15 protein-coding genes, 1 tRNA gene and 1 pseudogene are annotated in these 17,048 nt (G+C 50.3%); 10 read left to right on the top strand and 7 right to left on the bottom strand.

Going from position 1 to position 17,048, the window contains the following annotated elements; genetic code table 11:
* Positions 1-40: 40 nt before the first annotated feature.
* Genes E2980_RS03260 through E2980_RS03250 form a run of 3 tightly spaced genes read left to right on the top strand, consistent with a single transcriptional unit; the run spans position 41 to position 2,682 of the window.
* The gene (locus E2980_RS03260; RefSeq protein ID WP_135150684.1) at positions 41-394 is read left to right on the top strand and encodes a helix-turn-helix domain-containing protein; all 354 of its coding nucleotides are present in this window, start codon (positions 41-43) and stop codon (positions 392-394) included.
* Positions 387-1,418: an ImmA/IrrE family metallo-endopeptidase gene (locus tag E2980_RS03255; RefSeq protein WP_135150683.1), complete on the top strand. Its 1,032-nt coding sequence runs from the start codon at positions 387-389 to the stop codon at positions 1,416-1,418. Before E2980_RS03260 ends, E2980_RS03255 begins: the two co-directional genes overlap by 8 nt.
* A gap of 43 nt (positions 1,419-1,461) precedes the next feature.
* On the top strand, positions 1,462-2,682 hold the full coding sequence (locus E2980_RS03250) for a tyrosine-type recombinase/integrase (protein WP_135150682.1): 1,221 nt from the start codon (positions 1,462-1,464) through the stop codon (positions 2,680-2,682).
* Between the two features lie 159 nt (positions 2,683-2,841).
* Here E2980_RS03250 and E2980_RS03245 read toward each other — a convergent pair.
* From E2980_RS03245 to E2980_RS03225, 5 genes and pseudogenes are all read right to left on the bottom strand, one after another.
* Positions 2,842-2,928: transfer RNA gene (locus E2980_RS03245), tRNA-Leu, on the bottom strand.
* 274 nt (positions 2,929-3,202) lie between these two features.
* Positions 3,203-3,529, bottom strand: a pseudogene (locus E2980_RS03240) (carboxymuconolactone decarboxylase family protein); the annotation flags it as partial.
* 88 nt (positions 3,530-3,617) lie between these two features.
* Entirely contained in the window at positions 3,618-3,830 is a 213-nt protein-coding gene (locus E2980_RS03235) for a hypothetical protein (RefSeq protein WP_420808601.1), read from the bottom strand.
* Between the two features lie 95 nt (positions 3,831-3,925).
* Positions 3,926-4,261, bottom strand: coding sequence for a hypothetical protein (locus tag E2980_RS03230; RefSeq protein WP_135150679.1), 336 nt, complete (start codon positions 4,259-4,261; stop codon positions 3,926-3,928).
* 84 nt (positions 4,262-4,345) lie between these two features.
* The gene (locus tag E2980_RS03225) at positions 4,346-4,918 is read right to left on the bottom strand and encodes a xanthine phosphoribosyltransferase (protein WP_135150678.1); all 573 of its coding nucleotides are present in this window, start codon (positions 4,916-4,918) and stop codon (positions 4,346-4,348) included.
* Positions 4,919-5,168: 250 nt separating this feature from the next.
* Between E2980_RS03225 and E2980_RS03220 the strand changes: the two genes are divergently transcribed.
* From E2980_RS03220 to phoU, 6 genes are all read left to right on the top strand, one after another.
* The gene (locus E2980_RS03220; RefSeq protein WP_135150677.1) at positions 5,169-5,897 is read left to right on the top strand and encodes a hypothetical protein; all 729 of its coding nucleotides are present in this window, start codon (positions 5,169-5,171) and stop codon (positions 5,895-5,897) included.
* A gap of 241 nt (positions 5,898-6,138) precedes the next feature.
* Positions 6,139-7,122 carry a PstS family phosphate ABC transporter substrate-binding protein gene (locus E2980_RS03215; RefSeq protein WP_135150676.1) on the top strand — a complete coding sequence of 328 codons (984 nt, stop codon included), beginning with the start codon at positions 6,139-6,141 and terminating at the stop codon, positions 7,120-7,122.
* A complete protein-coding gene (gene pstC / locus E2980_RS03210) occupies positions 7,119-8,015 on the top strand; it encodes a phosphate ABC transporter permease subunit PstC (protein ID WP_135150675.1) in 897 nt (298 codons plus the stop codon). The genes E2980_RS03215 and pstC overlap by 4 nt, the downstream gene beginning before the upstream one ends.
* A gap of 44 nt (positions 8,016-8,059) precedes the next feature.
* Complete coding sequence (gene pstA, locus E2980_RS03205) at positions 8,060-8,896, top strand: phosphate ABC transporter permease PstA (RefSeq protein WP_135150772.1); 837 nt, start codon at positions 8,060-8,062, stop codon at positions 8,894-8,896.
* A 36-nt stretch (positions 8,897-8,932) separates the two neighbouring features.
* Positions 8,933-9,688 (top strand): phosphate ABC transporter ATP-binding protein PstB, encoded by a 756-nt coding sequence (gene pstB, locus E2980_RS03200; protein WP_135150674.1) that lies wholly within the window; start codon positions 8,933-8,935, stop codon positions 9,686-9,688.
* Between the two features lie 24 nt (positions 9,689-9,712).
* Positions 9,713-10,369: a phosphate signaling complex protein PhoU gene (gene phoU, locus E2980_RS03195; protein WP_135150771.1), complete on the top strand. Its 657-nt coding sequence runs from the start codon at positions 9,713-9,715 to the stop codon at positions 10,367-10,369.
* 89 nt (positions 10,370-10,458) lie between these two features.
* On the opposite strand, the gene E2980_RS03190 is transcribed toward phoU, so the two are convergent.
* Positions 10,459-12,441 (bottom strand): glycoside hydrolase family 15 protein, encoded by a 1,983-nt coding sequence (locus tag E2980_RS03190; RefSeq protein ID WP_135150673.1) that lies wholly within the window; start codon positions 12,439-12,441, stop codon positions 10,459-10,461.
* A 291-nt stretch (positions 12,442-12,732) separates the two neighbouring features.
* Between E2980_RS03190 and E2980_RS03185 the strand changes: the two genes are divergently transcribed.
* Entirely contained in the window at positions 12,733-13,860 is a 1,128-nt protein-coding gene (locus E2980_RS03185; RefSeq protein WP_240702829.1) for a YkvI family membrane protein, read from the top strand.
* Here E2980_RS03185 and E2980_RS03180 read toward each other — a convergent pair.
* Positions 13,784-17,038, bottom strand: a complete 3,255-nt coding sequence (locus tag E2980_RS03180) for an AAA family ATPase (protein WP_135150672.1) — start codon at positions 17,036-17,038, stop codon at positions 13,784-13,786. The two genes, E2980_RS03185 and E2980_RS03180, sit on opposite strands and share 77 nt — an antisense overlap.
* Positions 17,039-17,048: the final 10 nt, after the last annotated feature.

The raw sequence follows: 17,048 nt of genomic DNA, 5'->3' as shown, positions 1-17,048 counted from the left end.
AGTATTTTTAATACCATATTTTAATTGGAGGGTATTTATAATGTCTCTAGGAAGTAGAATCAAGGAGTTACGGTTGAAAAGAAACTTCACACAGCAGGATATGGCCGATCGACTTACTATGGGTAGATCTAATTTTGGTCATATTGAGAATGACCGAGTTACCCCTACAAGTGAAGATCTGCAGACCTTAGCAGATATACTAAAAACATCTACCGACTACTTGTTAGGACGTACTGATGACCCTGAACAAATAAACAGCAGAAATGGAATTGAAGATACTCCTGAGATCAGAGCTATCCAAAGAGCTGCAAGAAATATGTCTTCAAATGATCAGAAGAAAATGTTAAACATGATCAAAGCAGCATTTGAGGAGGCCTTCTCTGAGGATGATTAAAGGTAGGCCTGATTATGACCACGCAGAGTTCGTAGCTTTGACTCTATTACAACAGTTCAATATCAGTGAACTCCCTATCTCCCTTGAAACTATCTATAAATCTTTTAAAAATCTCAGGGTAAAGACTTACACTTGGTTTGCTCAGAAAAATGATTTGGAAATTAGAGATGTTTGTGCTCTTTACCAGAGTGATAGCGGCGTTTGCCTTGAAATGGTTAAGAGTAAACAATATATGATCCTTTATAATGACACAGTTAAAAGCGCAGGCCATATTAGGTTCACCATTGCACACGAGCTCGGGCACTATATACTTAAACATCACCAGAAAATTGATCGAGAAATAATCGCTAGAAACCCGGTAGCGAAGCATCAGTATGAATTAATTGAGAAGGAAGCTAATTGTTTTGCTAGAGCGTTGCTAGCCCCTCCTCACGTACTAAACGCCTTAGGGCAGTTAGATGCCCACAGAGTATCCGAGCTTTGTCATTTATCTTATCCGGCAGCAGAGAATGTTCTTAAATTTTTTTGGACGGGTCTTAGAATGGGGAGAACATATCTTAACAATGGTAAGATAATTGACTTGTTTCAACACTTCATCTACAAACAGAAACACAGTAAATCTTGCCCTAACTGCAGATATAGTTTTACTCACCACGAAGCAAAATTCTGCCCTATTTGTTCGTACAGCCGACTAATTCGAAAAGGAGCAACAGAAATGGTATACGATGGTTATGATCTAGATGAAAATGGGAGACCGCAAACCTGTCCAGTGTGCAGCAATGAGGAGCTTCATGACTCAGGCGAGCATTGCAAAATCTGTGGTACATACTTGATAAATAAATGCGCGGGACCGACATTTGATAGGTTCGGTAACGTTGATGGCGAATGCGGTACAATTGCTGACGGAAATGCGAGGCATTGTATTATTTGTGGGTCGGAAACTACCTACTTACAGAGGGGTCACTTAAATCATTGGAAAGGAAGTTCGAGAGTAGCTACTGAAGATTTTAAGCTTCCCTTCTAACGTAGCTAGACTATGCAGATTATTATTTTGAGGAGGAGATCCAATGGCTTCTATTGAGAAACGTGGTGTAAACTCTTGGCGCTTAATTGTCGAGGCAGGTTACGATGCGAATGGTAAGAGAATTAAAGAAAGCCGAACTATTAAAATTGAAGATGAAGCCCTTCTAAAAACAACAAAAAAGCTTCGAGATTATCTTAACGATGAGCTGCTAGGATTTAAGAGAGAAGTCGAAGCTGGTGAATATATTAAACCCGCAAAAATGACATTCAATGAATTCTATGAGAAGGAATGGATTCCAAAGTTTGCGGTACGGGAATTAAAAAGTACCACATATGAAGCGTACACCACTCACGTCAAAAACCATCTTGTACCTGTGCTAGGACATCTGAGACTTGATGAAATCAAGACGATGAAGCTAGTAAACCTTTTCCATGCCCTACTGCAACCAGGCGCACGAAAAGATGGGCGCGGTGACAAATTATCATCAAGAACCGTTCAATATATCTTCGACGTTGCTCAATGTGTCTTCTCATGTGCAGTAGAATGGTCTCTTATTAAGGTCAATCCGTTGGATGGTGTTAAGAGACCCAAGCTTGATAAGGTTGAAAAGAGGGCAAAAGAAGCTCGGAAGAACTACTATGAAGAAGATGAGACCATTTCTATAATCCGTGCTCTTTACACAGAGGCGACTAAATGGCGCCTGTACTTCCTAGGAGCAATGCTTGGGGGTTTTAGGCGCGGAGAGCTCACGGCATTAGAGATACCCGACTGTGACTTCGAGAATAACCGTTTAAGAGTTGATGAAAGCATATCTCTGACAAAGCAGGGCATTGCCATAATTGATGACCCAAAAAATGAAGCGTCAGCTGATTTCGTGGACATGCCTGTTTGGTACATGGATGAGCTCAAGGAGTATTTGAAAGAGTGGAAAATCAATAAAATGAAGCTAATGAATAAGTGGTTAGGCGGAGAGCGGCAATTTGTATTCCATAGAGGCTTTGGGAAACCTTACTACCACACTACCCCCACGGATATGTGGAAACAATTCTGCAAGAAACATGGATTTCGGTACGTCACATTACACGGTTTGCGGCATACCAATGCGACACTGCTTCTCGAGGATGGGGCATCCATGAAAGCCATCCAGAAACGATTGAGGCATTCATCTTCCCAGACTACATCTGAGATATATGCTCACGTCACCAAAAAACACAGCAGAGCAACAGCAGAGAGACTTGACAGGTTTAATCCCAAGGCGAAATAAAATAATAAACGTCCCCAGTTTTCTTGCCCCAATAATTTCGTCCCCAATCCGTCCCCACAACGATATTTTATCCGAGACAGGTTAAGATCACCCCATGAAATTCTAACTCAAGAAAAATAAAAACCCCTTACTGAGTAAGGGGTTTCGGGATTGTATGTATGGTGCGGCCAAGAGGACTCGAACCTCCACGGCTGTTACACCACTAGAACCTGAATCTAGCGCGTCTGCCAATTCCGCCATGGCCGCATGCATAAGTGATATTGGGATTTCCTGCACCGCGTTGCCGCGTTGAATGGTAACCTTGTCGCAATCACGTTACTTATAATAGCACGGGGTTCAAAGCGAAGTCAAGCCTAGCAAGGAAGTTCAAATATTCAGTTAATGCGAGCTAGTAAGACGGCGATACCGCATTTCCACCCGGAATGCTCATGCCCGGTGCTTCCGGTTCTTCCTCCGCGAATTCCGTATCCTGAAAGGCGTTAAACTGGAGATTTCCGTTCGAAGCCGCATTCTGTTCGCCTTGCAGCGCGCCTTGAACCCGAATAACCCCTTGGGACAGCACATGGCCGCTAGCTACGGCGGAAGCTACGGCAACCGTCTCCATGATCTGAAGATCGCTCGCGCCTAAATCCCGTGCCGCCTGGACATGATAATACGTGCACACCTCGTTATTCGCGAACAACGCGACGCCGAGAGCGACAAGCTGTTTTGTCTTCGCATCCAGTTCGCCGTCTTCAAGGCACCGTCCAGTGAAGCTTTCGTAAGCGTTGGCTACTTGAGGCAGAATGCCTGCCAAGCCAGCGGCATTCTCCTTGTACTGCCTTACTTTTTTCTCCATTAAAGTCATAACGTATTCCTCCGCTAGCATATGGATTAGATGGCCAAGTACCTGAAAAGCTGGTAATCTCCTCTAATCTCCCTCGCGAGCGGATATTTTATTCATCGGACCATTGGCGAGGTTCGCTAGCAGGCTGTAAAGAGTAGCCTCGTTTGACCTTCACGACCTTTCGGTTCGGCCGCCGAATGAGCAGATGCTCGTCATCCCACGCCACAACGATACCGACTACGTCATTTTGCTCCAGTGCGTCCCTAACGACTCTGACTTTCGTTCCCTCGACCCGATAGTTGTCCAACAGATCATCGTTCATCACTTTAACCTTCCTCCTCTATTTAGCGGAAAAACCCGCCAGGACCTATGTCCGTGCGGGTTCCCCGGGATTGGTTCGCAAGCAGCACCGACTCGTCACCCGACGTGCTCTCTCGTATCGTTCGTCTCATACCAGAAATCCAAAACCTTGCTGGACATGACCCGGTTGCTTACATATTCCGCTTGATGAGTCGCGAATCGTTCCGTCCATGGAAGATCGAGCTCTTCGCATAGCTTTACGACCGTGAGCAATTCAGACCAAGCCACATAACGTTTATACCAGAAAAATTGCGGGTGTTCGATCATGTATGGATACAGGTCGTCGAACTCCGTGTGTTTGCAGTCGAGCGCTCGTTCGAAATGTACTTTGGACTCTTCCAGCTTATTCAGAAAAAAATCGGCCGACAAGTTTACTTGATTTCCGTTTTCCATTTGCTGTTCGCCTCCCCAAGCGCAGGTTAACCCTATTATACGACAATGAATTCTAATTGGGAAAGGATGTTCATAGCCCTATTATTAATCGCCAAAAGTAATGGTGTTATCTTCCAGCGATTGGATCTTAACTAACGTTTCTACCCGATAGCCCAGCTCTCGAAGCGTTCTGCCCCCGGCTTGGAAGGACTTCTCGAGAACGATACCGATTCCTTGCAACGCCGCTCCGGATTGCTCAATGATTTTGATTAACCCTCGCGCGGCATCGCCGTTGGCAATAATGTCGTCGATGAACAAAACGGAATCCTCGGCGCATAACAGATGGCGAGAAACGATCAAATCGGTAACAATGCCTTTCGTGAACGAGGGCACCCTTTCGCAATAAGCGTCCGGTTCCCCAAGCAACGTTTTCTTCCTGCGGGCGAACACGAGCGGTACTCCAAGCTGCAACGCGGTAGCAAATGCGACGGGTATCCCCGACGACTCTACCGTGATCACCTTCGTGATTTTCAACTCGGAGAATCTCGCTGCGAACTCTTTGCCCATCTCCATCGTCAACTGCGGATCGACGCCATGGTTAAGCAGAGAATCCAATTTCAACACCCCTGAGTTAATGACGCTTGCTTCCTTTAGAATCCTCTCCTTGAGAATATCCATCGTCTTCTCCACCACCGTTGTCTTTTCCGTCTAACGTACCATATCCTTTTCGCGCGCGCAACAATAGGATATTGATTTATTGAAGACAACCATAGGCCATAAAGTGCAATGAAACTCATGACTTTAGTCCTGACAAACTGCGACTAGATGCGACAAAAGGAGGATTTCCCAAAAAAACTTTACAAACACGAAACTTTCCATCTTTTGTAATGTCTTATATAGAGTAGGCAAATGACGAGGAGGGTTGAACATGCATAGATATTTTCATGCGAAACTTAAAATCTGGGGCTCGCTCTTGCTGTCCGCAAGCTTGGTATCTTGCAGTTCATCCCTTACGGAACAACCAGCGGCTCAGGAATCGGGCGATCCGCCAGCAATCACTTTACCCGTACTAACACCTCCGCAAAAGGATAAGGTTGACACGAGAACGAATTCTCCATCGCAAGAAATTGCGGCTTCGCCATTACCTTCGGATGTTAAGGATGAAAAACCGGAAATAGACCCTGCAGTCTCTACTCCTGCTGTCGAAGCTTCTACCATTCAACCTCAGTCGACAGAACCCGTCACTGCTTCCGATCAAGCCTTCGAGCCCAAATCGCCTTCTTTGGCCGGTATCAAGCTTGGCGCCTCCGATAAAGACGTCATACGGAAATACGGTTTACCCATAGACACTTACCCTCTTCCGGGAGATAAAATAACGATCGACATATGGGAATATGCGGATGGCTTTTCCATCGGACTGAACGAGAGCAATAAAGTAGTATACGTTGAAATCGTTTCGGCCAAAGAAGGAACGGGAATCCTAGGCTTGTTTTGCGGAATGGACGGAACGCAAGCATCAGAGCTGCTCGGAATCGAATCCGATGCGCAAACAAACGTTCTCAGCGTGGAGGTAGCCGGCGGTTGGATCAAGTTGGATCTCGATCCCGACACCCAGAAGGTATTGTCCTTGAAGCTTCTCGGCAGAGAAATTCAATAAAGAATGGGATTCGCAAGCATAAACGGCTATCGCCGTCCTTGGGATGGCGACAAAGGTTTATGTCGGAGACGATTCAGAAATGGATAGCGATATTTTATACATTCTGAATCGTTAAAAAAGCAAAGCCTGCCGGCTTTGCTTTTTTTTGCGTTGCTGGAATGAATATCCTCACTTTGGTAAAACCTACAAACCGTTCTGGAATAGAATTCACTGAACCGAAGAAAATCAAGGGGTGGTTTATATGAACTCACGCACACGCATTCGTCTCCAAGCAGGGTTAGTCATTGCCTTGTTGCTTTTGGCGGTTATATCTGCCTGCGCAAACAACGCCACGAATGAAGGTGCAACACCTTCGCCAACCGATACGGATTCGCCAGCCGAAACGGCTCAACTATCCGGTCAAATTGAAATCGATGGCTCCAGCACGGTATTCCCGATTATGGAGGCCATCTCCGAAGAGTTTAATAAAGAGCAGCCAAACATCAAAGCCCCAATTGGCGTCTCTGGAACCGGCGGCGGATTCAAGCGTTTTTGCACGGGAGAGATAGCCATCAGTAACGCATCGCGTCCGATAAAAGACGAAGAGAAAACGTCCTGTCAGGAAAAAGGAATCGAGTTCATGGATCTAGCGGTCGCATATGACGGCCTTTCCGTTGTCGTAAGCAAAGAGAATGATTTCGTAGATCACCTGAAGATCGATGAGCTAACCAAAATCTTCGGATCCGAGAATACCGCAAAAACGTGGAAGGATGTCCGCCCGGAATGGCCAGCCGAGAAAATATTGATTTTCTCCCCGGGAGCCGACTCCGGAACTTTCGACTACTTCAATGAAGTCATTCTTGACAAAAAGGGCTTGCGCAGCGATGAAGCCGTTTCTTTAAGCGAAGACGATAACACGTTGGTTCAAGGGGTTGCAGGCAGCAAATACGGGATCGGTTATTTCGGCTTCGCTTATTACGAAGAGAATGCCGACAAGCTGAAGATTGTTCCGATCGACGGCGGCAAAGGTCCAATTACGCCTTCGCGCGATACGATCAAGGACGGCAGCTACTCTCCTCTTTCTCGTCCACTCTTCATATATGTCAACAAAAAGGAGTATGGTCGTCCCGAAGTCAGAGCTTTCGTCGATTTCGCCATGGACAACGTGCCGACGCTAGCCGAAGAGGTCGGTTATATCCCGCTCCCGGATGAAAAATACGCGGAACAGAAGGCCAAGCTGAAATGATTCGTTTTCGTAACGAACGCACCAGTCTTACGAATAAGGCGATGCCCGTGATTTTATTTCTCTGCGCGGCGACTTCCATCCTGACAACCGTAGGAATCGTGTATACGTTGCTTTCGGAGACGATTAGATTCTTCACCATCGTTCCTTTGAGCGATTTTCTGACCCAATCCCGATGGAATCCGTTGATGGCGCCCAAATCTTTCGGGATATGGCCTCTGATCAGCGGTACGTTGCTCATAACGTTCATCGCCTGCATCGTGGCCCTCCCGATCGGACTTGCAGCCGCTATCTACTTAAGCGAATACGCTCCGAGAGCGGTGCGTAAAATCATCAAACCGATCCTTGAAGTGCTTGCCGGAGTGCCAACCATCGTATACGGTTATTTCGCCTTGACGTTCATGACGCCTTTACTGCGCAGCATGATTCCGAATTTGCCTATATTCAACGCGCTCAGTGCGGGAATCGTGGTCGGCATCATGATCATTCCGATGGTGAGCTCTTTAAGCGAAGACGCCATGCTTGCCGTTCCCCGTTCCCTTAGGGATGGGGCCTACGCTCTAGGTGCCACCCGGTTTGAAGCCGTACTAAAGATCGTTCTCCCTGCGGGGCTCTCCGGCGTCATCTCTGCGTTCGTCCTTGCCTTTTCCAGGGCGATCGGGGAAACCATGATCGTAACCGTCGCCGCGGGTGCGACGCCGAAATTGACTTTAAATCCGCTCGATAGCATACAGACGATGACCGCTTATATCGTTCAGGTAAGCCTGGGCGATACGCCGCACGGCTCGGTGGAATACGGCACGATATTCGCCGTCGGGATGACGCTGTTCGTCATCACGCTAATCCTTAACATAGCGGCGAAACGACTTTCATTGCGCTTTAGGGAGGAGTATTGATCGTGAACCAATGGACGACCGCCGACGACCACAAAAGGGTATTGATGCGCCGCCGCATCGACTTTATGCTGCGGCTTCTGTTTCTCTTGTGCACATCGATAGGCATTGTCGCGCTGGCCGTGCTCATCGTGAGCATCGTTGTCGACGGATTCCGGTATATAAGGCCGGAGTTGTTCTTGAATTACCCTTCGCGCCGGGCCGCGCAAGCCGGTATGAAATCCGCCATAGTCGGATCGATCTATATGCTGCTGATGATGGCGCCGATCTCGTTCGTCTTCGGCGTCGGGGCTGCCATCTACCTGGAAGAATACGCGAAGAAAAACCGGGCGACCCGATTCATTCAATTGAATATTAGCACGCTGGCGGGCGTTCCCTCGATTGTGTACGGCATCCTAGGCTTGACGATTTTCGTTCGGTTCTTCGCCCTTGAGCGCAGTTTGATATCAGGTACGTTAACGATGACGCTGCTCGTTCTTCCCGTCATCATCGTTTCCGCGCAGGAAGCGATTAAAGCCGTTCCCAAAATCCGGAGAGACGCATCTTTCGCGCTAGGCGCGGACAAATGGCAGACCGTGTCCCGAGCGGTGCTGCCTTCCGCGATGCCGGGAATCCTAACCGGGGTTATCCTCGCTATGTCCCGGGCGATCGGCGAGACCGCTCCTCTTGTGATGATCGGCGCGCTTACCTATATCAGCTTCTTGCCATCCAGCTTGAAAGACTCTTTCTCCGTCATGCCGATCCAAATCTTCAACTGGATCAGTCGCCCGCAGGAAGAATTTCATTCGCTGGCCGCAGCGGGCATCATGGTGCTTCTAGCATTACTGCTGCTTATGAATTTTTCCGCCATCCTGCTGCGCAATAAGTTTCAGAAACACATATAGGCTAGTAAATCCTATTCAAAGGAGCATGACCGCTTTATGGAGGCTCTGATTGAGATTAATGAACTTAACTTGTATTACGGAGAGGTCCGGGCTTTGAGGAATGTTACCCTAGGCATTCCCGAGCGCTCCATTACGGCATTCATCGGTCCATCCGGCTGCGGAAAATCTACGCTGCTCCGCACTCTTAACCGAATGAACGACATGATTCCGGGAACCAGGATCGATGGCTCCATCAAGATCGCAGGTACCGACATTTACTCGAACCAAGTAGATGTCGAAACACTCAGGAAGCGCGTCGGCATGGTATTTCAACAACCGAATCCGTTTCCGAAGTCCATCTATGACAATGTAGCCTACGGACCAAGGCTTCATGGCATTCGAGATCGCAAGAAGCTGGATGAAATCGTGGAAGCCAGCTTGCGCAGCGCCGTTCTATGGAATGAAGTTCAGCATCACCTTAAACGATCTGCGTTCGGCTTATCCGGAGGTCAACAGCAGCGACTATGCATCGCTCGCGCTCTAGCGGTGGAACCTGATATCTTGCTTATGGATGAAGCTACCTCGGCGCTAGACCCTATTTCCACGCTTAAAATCGAAGAGCTTACGCAAGAATTAAAAGACCGTTATACGATCGTGATGGTTACGCATAATATGCAACAGGCGGCAAGGGTTTCCCAGCGAACGGCGTTTTTCCTGAACGGCGAATTAATTGAATGCGCCGAAACTCAAAAACTGTTCGCTAACCCTTCCAACCCCCGTACAGAAGATTACATAAGCGGCCGATTTGGATGAGCCGGATAAGGGGAGAACGTCATGATGGTGAAAAGGAAAGAGTTCGATCAGGATCTGGACGAGATTACGACGCTTTTGACCCAAATGGGAGATCTTGTATCGCGGGCGTTGATCGATTCCATGGAAGCATTGAGCAACGTCGACTCAGAGAATGCCAATCGAATTATTCAAGAGGATCAAGAGATTAACCTGAAGGAAGAGACGATCTTCGAAATCGGATCGAGACTCATCGTTACGCAACAACCGGTAGCCAAAGATTTGCGTCGAATTCTGATGGGGTTCAAAATATCCTCCGACATGGAACGGATGGGAGATTTGTCCGTCGATATCGCCAAGGTTGTCGTGCGACTCAAGGGGCAGACGCTAATAAAGCCGTTAATCGATCTGCCGCGCATGGCTGAAATTGCCAGCGGAATGATTCAAGATTCGATTCAATGCTTCATTCACGAAAATGTCGATTTGGCGTACAAAATGGCCAAGGATGACGACCAGGTGGACACTTTGTTTTCCCAAATATTCAATGATCTGAATGCGATTATGGGCGATAATCCACAAACGGTCCATCAATCCATGCTGCTCTGCTTTGTCGCCAGATACATCGAACGAATTGCGGATTATGCCACGAATATCGGCGAGAACGTCGTCTACCTGGTAACGGGCAGTCGTCCTGATTTGAATTGAGCTAGCTGGATTATTAGGACCAAAAAAAATGGTTGGGCAGGAAAAAAATCCACTGCCCAACCATTTTTCTTTTTGAAATCCTCAGCGGTTTATAGCTGGCCGCGCTCGGCAAGCATATGCACGGCTAACACGAACATCGCGTGGGACCAGGTCAGCGGAACGACCCAAGCCGTCTCGCCCGTATGCTGATCCACTTGCTCCGGCAACAGTCCGGATGAGGTGACGTGCTTCACGGCATAATCAAGCAATTGCCTTGCATCCTCGTATCGTCCTTGGAGAGTTCTAAAATGGCTCAACCACAGCGTGGTCAGAATCCAAGGATTGCCTCCGATGTACGGATCGTTCTCGTACCTCTTAATCCCCCCGACATTCGGCGAGGTGAGCAACTGTTCAATCTTATCCGCCGTCCGGACCATTCTCAGGCTATCTACAGGAACGACATTAAACGGTACGCTAATGCCAAGCAAGCTGATATCGACGACGGGGTCGAAGTCCAGGACAAACCTTTCATAGCCTTTATCCCGTTGTTCGACAAAGCCGGTTGCTCCCTGTGAGACTGCATGGTCATAAGTCTCCTTGGAAACCGTCAGCTTCAGCCCCCGGTAATAGGAGCTCTTCTCTTCGTTCCAGCAGCGCTCCTCGATAGAGTCCGCAATGCGGCGGGCTGCTTGATTCCATTGGACCGCGAGCTCATCTTTCCCTTTGCGTTTGGCGAACGATGCAGCGGCAGTCAACCCGCCGTGCACGGCCGCAGCCGAGTACGTATGCTCCGCCTCTCGTTCCTCCCACAAATCCTTGCTCGGCAGCGGGAGTCCCGTTTCGGGGTCGATGTACTGGATCAGGAACTTCGCGCCTTTCTCCACCGCAGGCCACATGCGTTCGAGGAACGCCTCCTGCTCTCCGGAATGCAGGTAATACTCCCACATTCCCCATATTAGCGAAGAGCCCTCGTCGATCTGCAATCCCCAGTGGGGAGCCAATCTTCCATCGTGGAAGTGGCGTTGCTGCCAAGAACCGTCCGCCTCCTGGGCCGTGATGGACCAGTCGTAGAACTTCTCCGATAAGGAGCCTAATCCCGCTTTGTTAAATGCCGTCGTTACGAATGCCGCATCGCGGCCCCAGCTATAGGCATAACCTCCGCAGCGGCTATAATATTCGTCGAATTCCGGAGCAGCTACTATCGTGCCCGTAGCTTCATCGGCCATCAGTTTGATGGCGAGCAATGACCGTTCGTATAAGGCTACGATGGCCTCATTGCCGCCTGGACAAGGGGCCGCGCTGGTCAAATAAGTCTTCCAGTAAGATTCCATCTCCGCGTACCACTCAGAATACGAACGGCTCTTAGCCAACGATAATGCGGCAAGCGCTTCTCCTCGAGAGTGTCCTGCAGCGATATAGACGGGAATTTCCACCGATTGGCCCGGAGCGATCGCCGAGAAGGTCCACTTCATAGCGCCGTCCGGCTTCATGTCGATCTGGTTGCCGTTTAAGTAACCGTTAGAGGCGCCATGCCATGAACCATGACCTGCCTGAAATCCGCTGCATACTTCCGAGCTGCCCACGGCGAAAGCATACTGATGGCGGAAATGCAGCAGCGCGTCATGCTCGCTTTGGAACTCTGTCGTCATGAACAATTCATTGTCCATGATATGGAACGATCCATAGTGGTAAAATTCCAGATCCTTTGCTTCGTGCCCGTTGTTGGTAAGACGATACCCTCTAACCATCAGAGGTTGTCCAGGTACGGCGAAATCCGTCTGCTCCACCGTTACCGGAAATTCCTGATGGGAGGAGCTTACGCGGTACGCATTCGTGCGAGCCACATAATCCGCGTCATGTTTCCAACCCGCATCGGGATCGTCGAACCAGGTTACGCCCCCCGGCGCAGATCCGAGCTTCAAGCCCGTGCGAATCTCGTCCGCATGCTGCGGATAATCAATATGCGGCCACCATAACCGGTACAATCTCCCCGATTGTCCAAGCGAGACCAGCATAGCGGAATTTCCCGCAATGGCATCCACGAGGTAAGGCTTCTTACGCAGATGTTGTTGCCATTTTTGTTCGTTAATCATGAAGCAGCTCCTTTAAAGCCCGGAACGCGCGGACGATTCTCCCGGGCCGGGTAGTCGTTAACTCACATCACTAGCTTCCTAATGGAAACCAGCGCCCGAAACGAACCTTGACGGTTGGAGCACTCACCCGCCTCGATATTCGTCTCCCCCTCGGGACCGTGAATCGTCCTGTATCTATTTTACAATATCTTTCCCCTTGAGCAAGTCCGCAAACCCAAAAGTCATGCCTGTACGTTACGCAACATAGAGTAGAGGAAGCGAAGGACAAGTTCGTGCGGGAGGTTCCGTGATATGAGGCAATGGGCCAAAAGCATACAAGTAGCGCTAGTGTTTATTGGAACTGTCGTCGGGGCGGGATTCGCTTCCGGCAGGGAAGTGATGCAATTTTTTACCCGTTTCGGGCATTGGGGACCTTATCTCATCATCGTATCTACGTTATTTTTCGTTTGGATTGGCGCCAAGGTCATGCTGCTGTCCGCGGAACTGAAGGCGAAATCCTACGAGGACCTAAATAAGCATTTATTCGGGGAGCATACCGGACGATGGGTTAGCCATTTAATGCTGATCGTGCTGCTCGGCGTCAACGCGGTCATGCTCGCCGGTGCAGGCTCTATCTTCTCCGAGCATCTGAATCTGAGTTATCAGACCGGGCTGTTAGTCACGATGTTCGCATGCTTCATGCTGCTCCGTAAGGGCATGAATGCGATTGTAACGATTAACACTTTCGTCGTTCCGCTCATGATCGGCTTCACGGCATTCCTGGTATACGAGACGCTGCGTACCCCTGTCTCGGACCATTTTATGGCTCGTCCGAGCGAGATTTCTCCATGGGCGGCTTGGCTGTCGCCTTTTCTGTACGCCGCTTTTAACCTCTCCATGTCCCAGGCGGTACTCGTACCTCTGGGAGCTTCCATCGGCGATACGAAGCTCCTTCGGAGGGGTGCTTGGATGGGGGGAATAGGAATCGGCTTAATGCTGCTCGCGGGCCACTTCGCTTTATCCGCTCGGATGCCTGGTATTTTGCAATTCGATATTCCGATGGGCGGTATTGCCCGCGAGCTTGGCGCTTGGATTCATTGGATTTTCGTCTTCCTGATCTTCATGGAAATCTTCACGACACTCGTCGCGGATATCTACGGCTTAACGCTGCAGCTTCACGAGAGAACGAAAGCTTCTCCATGGATGATCACCGCGATTCTGCTGTTTCTCTGTTTTCTCGCCGGCCAATTCGGTTTCGGACCTTTGTTATCCACGTTATATCCGATGTTCGGATTGCTTAGCTTAGGCTGGCTCTTCCTTATTAGCCGGGATCGAACTCGTCCGCCCGATCTTACCTTGCCGCCTAACCCTTCAGCTCCAACATCCGGGCTGCTGGAATCCCCGCAACTAACGTCTGGGCGATATGTCGATGACAGGTAAAAAGGATGAGTTGCCTGATCTCGGACAGATCCTCCAGAACGGGGAGGGATTGGATCAACCGTTGTTCATCGAAATGGACGAACAAGTCATCCAATAGAAGCGGTAAAGGTTGCTCGGGAGAAGCTGCGTCGCAAAGCGCGAAACGCATGGCCAAGTATAATTGCTCTTGCGTACCGCGGCTTAGGAAAAGGCTGTCCATCAGCCGGCGATCATTCGTCTCGGCTAAGAGTGCTTTGCTGTCCCCCGGGGCAACGATACGAGAATAAGCGCCGTTCGTCATCTGCCGGAAATACCGCGATGCCGTTTGCAACACTTCCGGCTGCTTCTCTTCCTCGTATACGGCCTTGGTCCGGACGATTAGCCGATCGCTGATCGCGAGTATCGCATAACGCTCGGTCAACAGTTCTAGCTTGCTTTGAAGCTCTCTCAGCCTCTGACCCTTATCCTCGAGTTCCGCTTCGCCGCGTTGCCGGTCCAGATCCTGAGTCAGCCGTCCACGCCGGTCTAACAGCTCCGAGCGTCGTTCTTCTTCCGCCTCTAATAAGAGCTTTTGTTCAGTTAGAAGCGAGGATAACGTAGCATCGTCATAGGTTCTGAGCAGCTCGTACAACTGGGATTGCGCCTCGGGATCCCTTCCGGATTCCAGCCGAAGCTGAATTTCTCGGGCTTCCTTGCGCAATTCCAAGCACCGTTCATCGATTCGCAGCCTTTGTTCCAGCTCCGCTTCCGATCCGACATTCGCTTCTAGGAATAGCGAAGCCATGCGACCCTCGATCGCTGCAAGCTCCTTACTGGCTTCCTCCGCATCGACCTTCGCCTTGGCTAACTGCCGAATGAGCTGCTCGGCTTTTTCCTTGACCGCAAATTGCCTGACCGCTTCCTTGTAAAGCCACTGAACGGCTTGCACCGCATCCGCCCCGATGCCATTCGGCGGAGGGCAAATCTTCATGAGCTGCCCCGCAGCCTGCTCAAACTCCCGTATAGCTCTGAGCAAGGTATCCGAGCGGTCTGACAAGCGTTGCCTTTGCCGAAGCACGGCTTGCCCTTGCTCGGCCATTCCTAGCAGCTCAGGTAAGCTTTCAGGCGCTAGATGAACGGGAAGCTTACGTTCAAGGAGCCAATTCTCCCAACGAGCAGTTAGTTCTTCCATCCGCTCTCTTTGCGCTATCGAATCGCGTTCTACGAGTTCGCGTTCCCTCTGCAGCTCCTGTAATCGTTGATGCAGCTCTTGTTGCTTCGAATTGCCTCGATCGATTTCCTCTAGCCTATCTAACTGCTCGTGTACAGCCTCTCGCAGCTGCTGCCAGATCGTATCCTCTAAATCAGGTTGCTGTAGGCTCCCCATCGAATTCGTTGCCAACGGTATATTCGGCAACAACTTCGTAACAGCCGCTTCCGGTTCATTCATCAACTGTCGCAGCTTTTCATTCATTTGCCTATGATGCAGCTTTAAGCCGGTTATGTAATCGTCGCCCGCGGCTCCGGATAAGGTTGAACTCTCTTTAGGATTTCTGCTAGAGCGATTATAAGACGCATAAATCATCAGCACTACCGCTAACAGCAATACGCAAGTAGATAGGATATAGATGTACTTAGAGGGATTACCCTCAATACCGAATAGGAAAGGAAGTATCAAACCAATAACACCTGCTAAGCCGGCTAGGCCGCCTGTCATCAAGGGCATGAACGGCAAATGCCCCTTAGATGTGTTTGAGCGTGAGTTCAACGCCAGGGGAGGCGCAACATTAACTCTTGCCCGATCGTAGTCTCTTCGCGCATCCTCCAGGTTATGCCAAGCTTGCAACAGCGCAGGTTTGGATTTAGGGATGAAGCTTCCGAGCGAGGAGACTTGCCCTGAACCCGATGATATAGCGTTAGGAGCTTTAGTCATCGTCTGGTCCGCGACGTTATCCATCTCCGTCCGCAGTACCTCCTGCTGCCTGTTCAGCCTGCGCAATTCAGCCTGCAAGTTAACGGATGCGCGTTCGGCCTCTTCCCACGATTGCTGCAGTCTACGAACCTGTTCGCGTTCCGCGGCCAATCCGCCGAAGGATAGCAGCTCCGTCTCGCCCCACTCTGCCGACAATCTAGCTAACGTGCTTTGTACGGTCTCGTCCAAAGAGCGGCGTTCGGCCTCTAGCTCCGCTCTCTCCTCCCGCTTCGCCAATATAGCTTCCCTCATGGACTCCAAGCGTTCCCATTCCGGCACGGTAGATACCCAAGCGTCGTCCCAATTTAGTTGATCGAGATTGGATCTTAATTCGCCAACCGCCCTTCGTGCTTCAGCGAGCTTCGATGCAGCCTCGACGCGACTAGTTTTCAGCCCGCTCCATCGCGTGAAGGAGCCCTCCGGCATCAATGCAGCCGAGGGATCGGCCAGCTGTCCGCGCAATTCGGAATCCTCCGTTAGCAATGTTTCCCGCTTAAGCCACCACTCGCGCAGATCGTAACCGTTTTGCAACTTCGCCGCTTGCAACCGCAGCTCCGGCAGACTCTTATCCGCCGACGCCAGCTGTTGCTCCACCTGCGCGAGAGCTGCTTCGGTTTCCCGATAGTGCTGAAGCCTATCACGGCCTTGGCGAATGGCCGTCTCGGTTTCCTTGATCGCGGCGAGCAGCCGGTTCATCTCTTGCGTGGTCCCCTTGGGACGGAACAGACGGTCCATCTCCGCTCCGATCTGGCGCCGCGCCCCCGACAAGGAAGAGCCTCCTGCCAGACCAGCGTGGTATAAATAGTTGCCGAGCTCCTCCCCTTGCAGCGAACGAAGCTCATGCAGTTCATTGAGCGAGACGGAGAACAGTTGGCGAAATAGCCGTTCCGATATTCCTCCGAGAAGAAGCCGTTCCCACTCCGGCTGCGCGAGCATTCTTTCCAATCCGCCGCCGTCTCTAAGCGTCATTTCGTTACCCCGATCGGCATACCGCTCAAGCAGCCACTCCCGTCCCGCCCTATCCTTCAGGAGCAGCCTCCCTCCATGACGTCCCCCGAATACGGGCTCTCCCCGTTCGACGGGATCTTTGCGCGTCGGGAATCCGTACAGCATGCTGCGGACAAACCGAAGAAGCGTGCTCTTGCCCGCTTCGTTCGGTCCATAGATCACCGTAATCGGCGCCTCCAGCTCGAGCTTCAACCCGTGAAGCGCCCCGTATCCGTCTACTTGGAGCTCTCGTATGTACATCCCGCCGTTG

Origin of the sequence: Cohnella luojiensis (genome assembly GCF_004564235.1) — a bacterium.
Lineage (GTDB): Bacteria > Bacillota > Bacilli > Paenibacillales > Paenibacillaceae > Cohnella > Cohnella luojiensis.
Note: the sequence above shows the minus strand (reverse complement) of the source record. Positions and strands in the feature narration are given on the sequence as shown.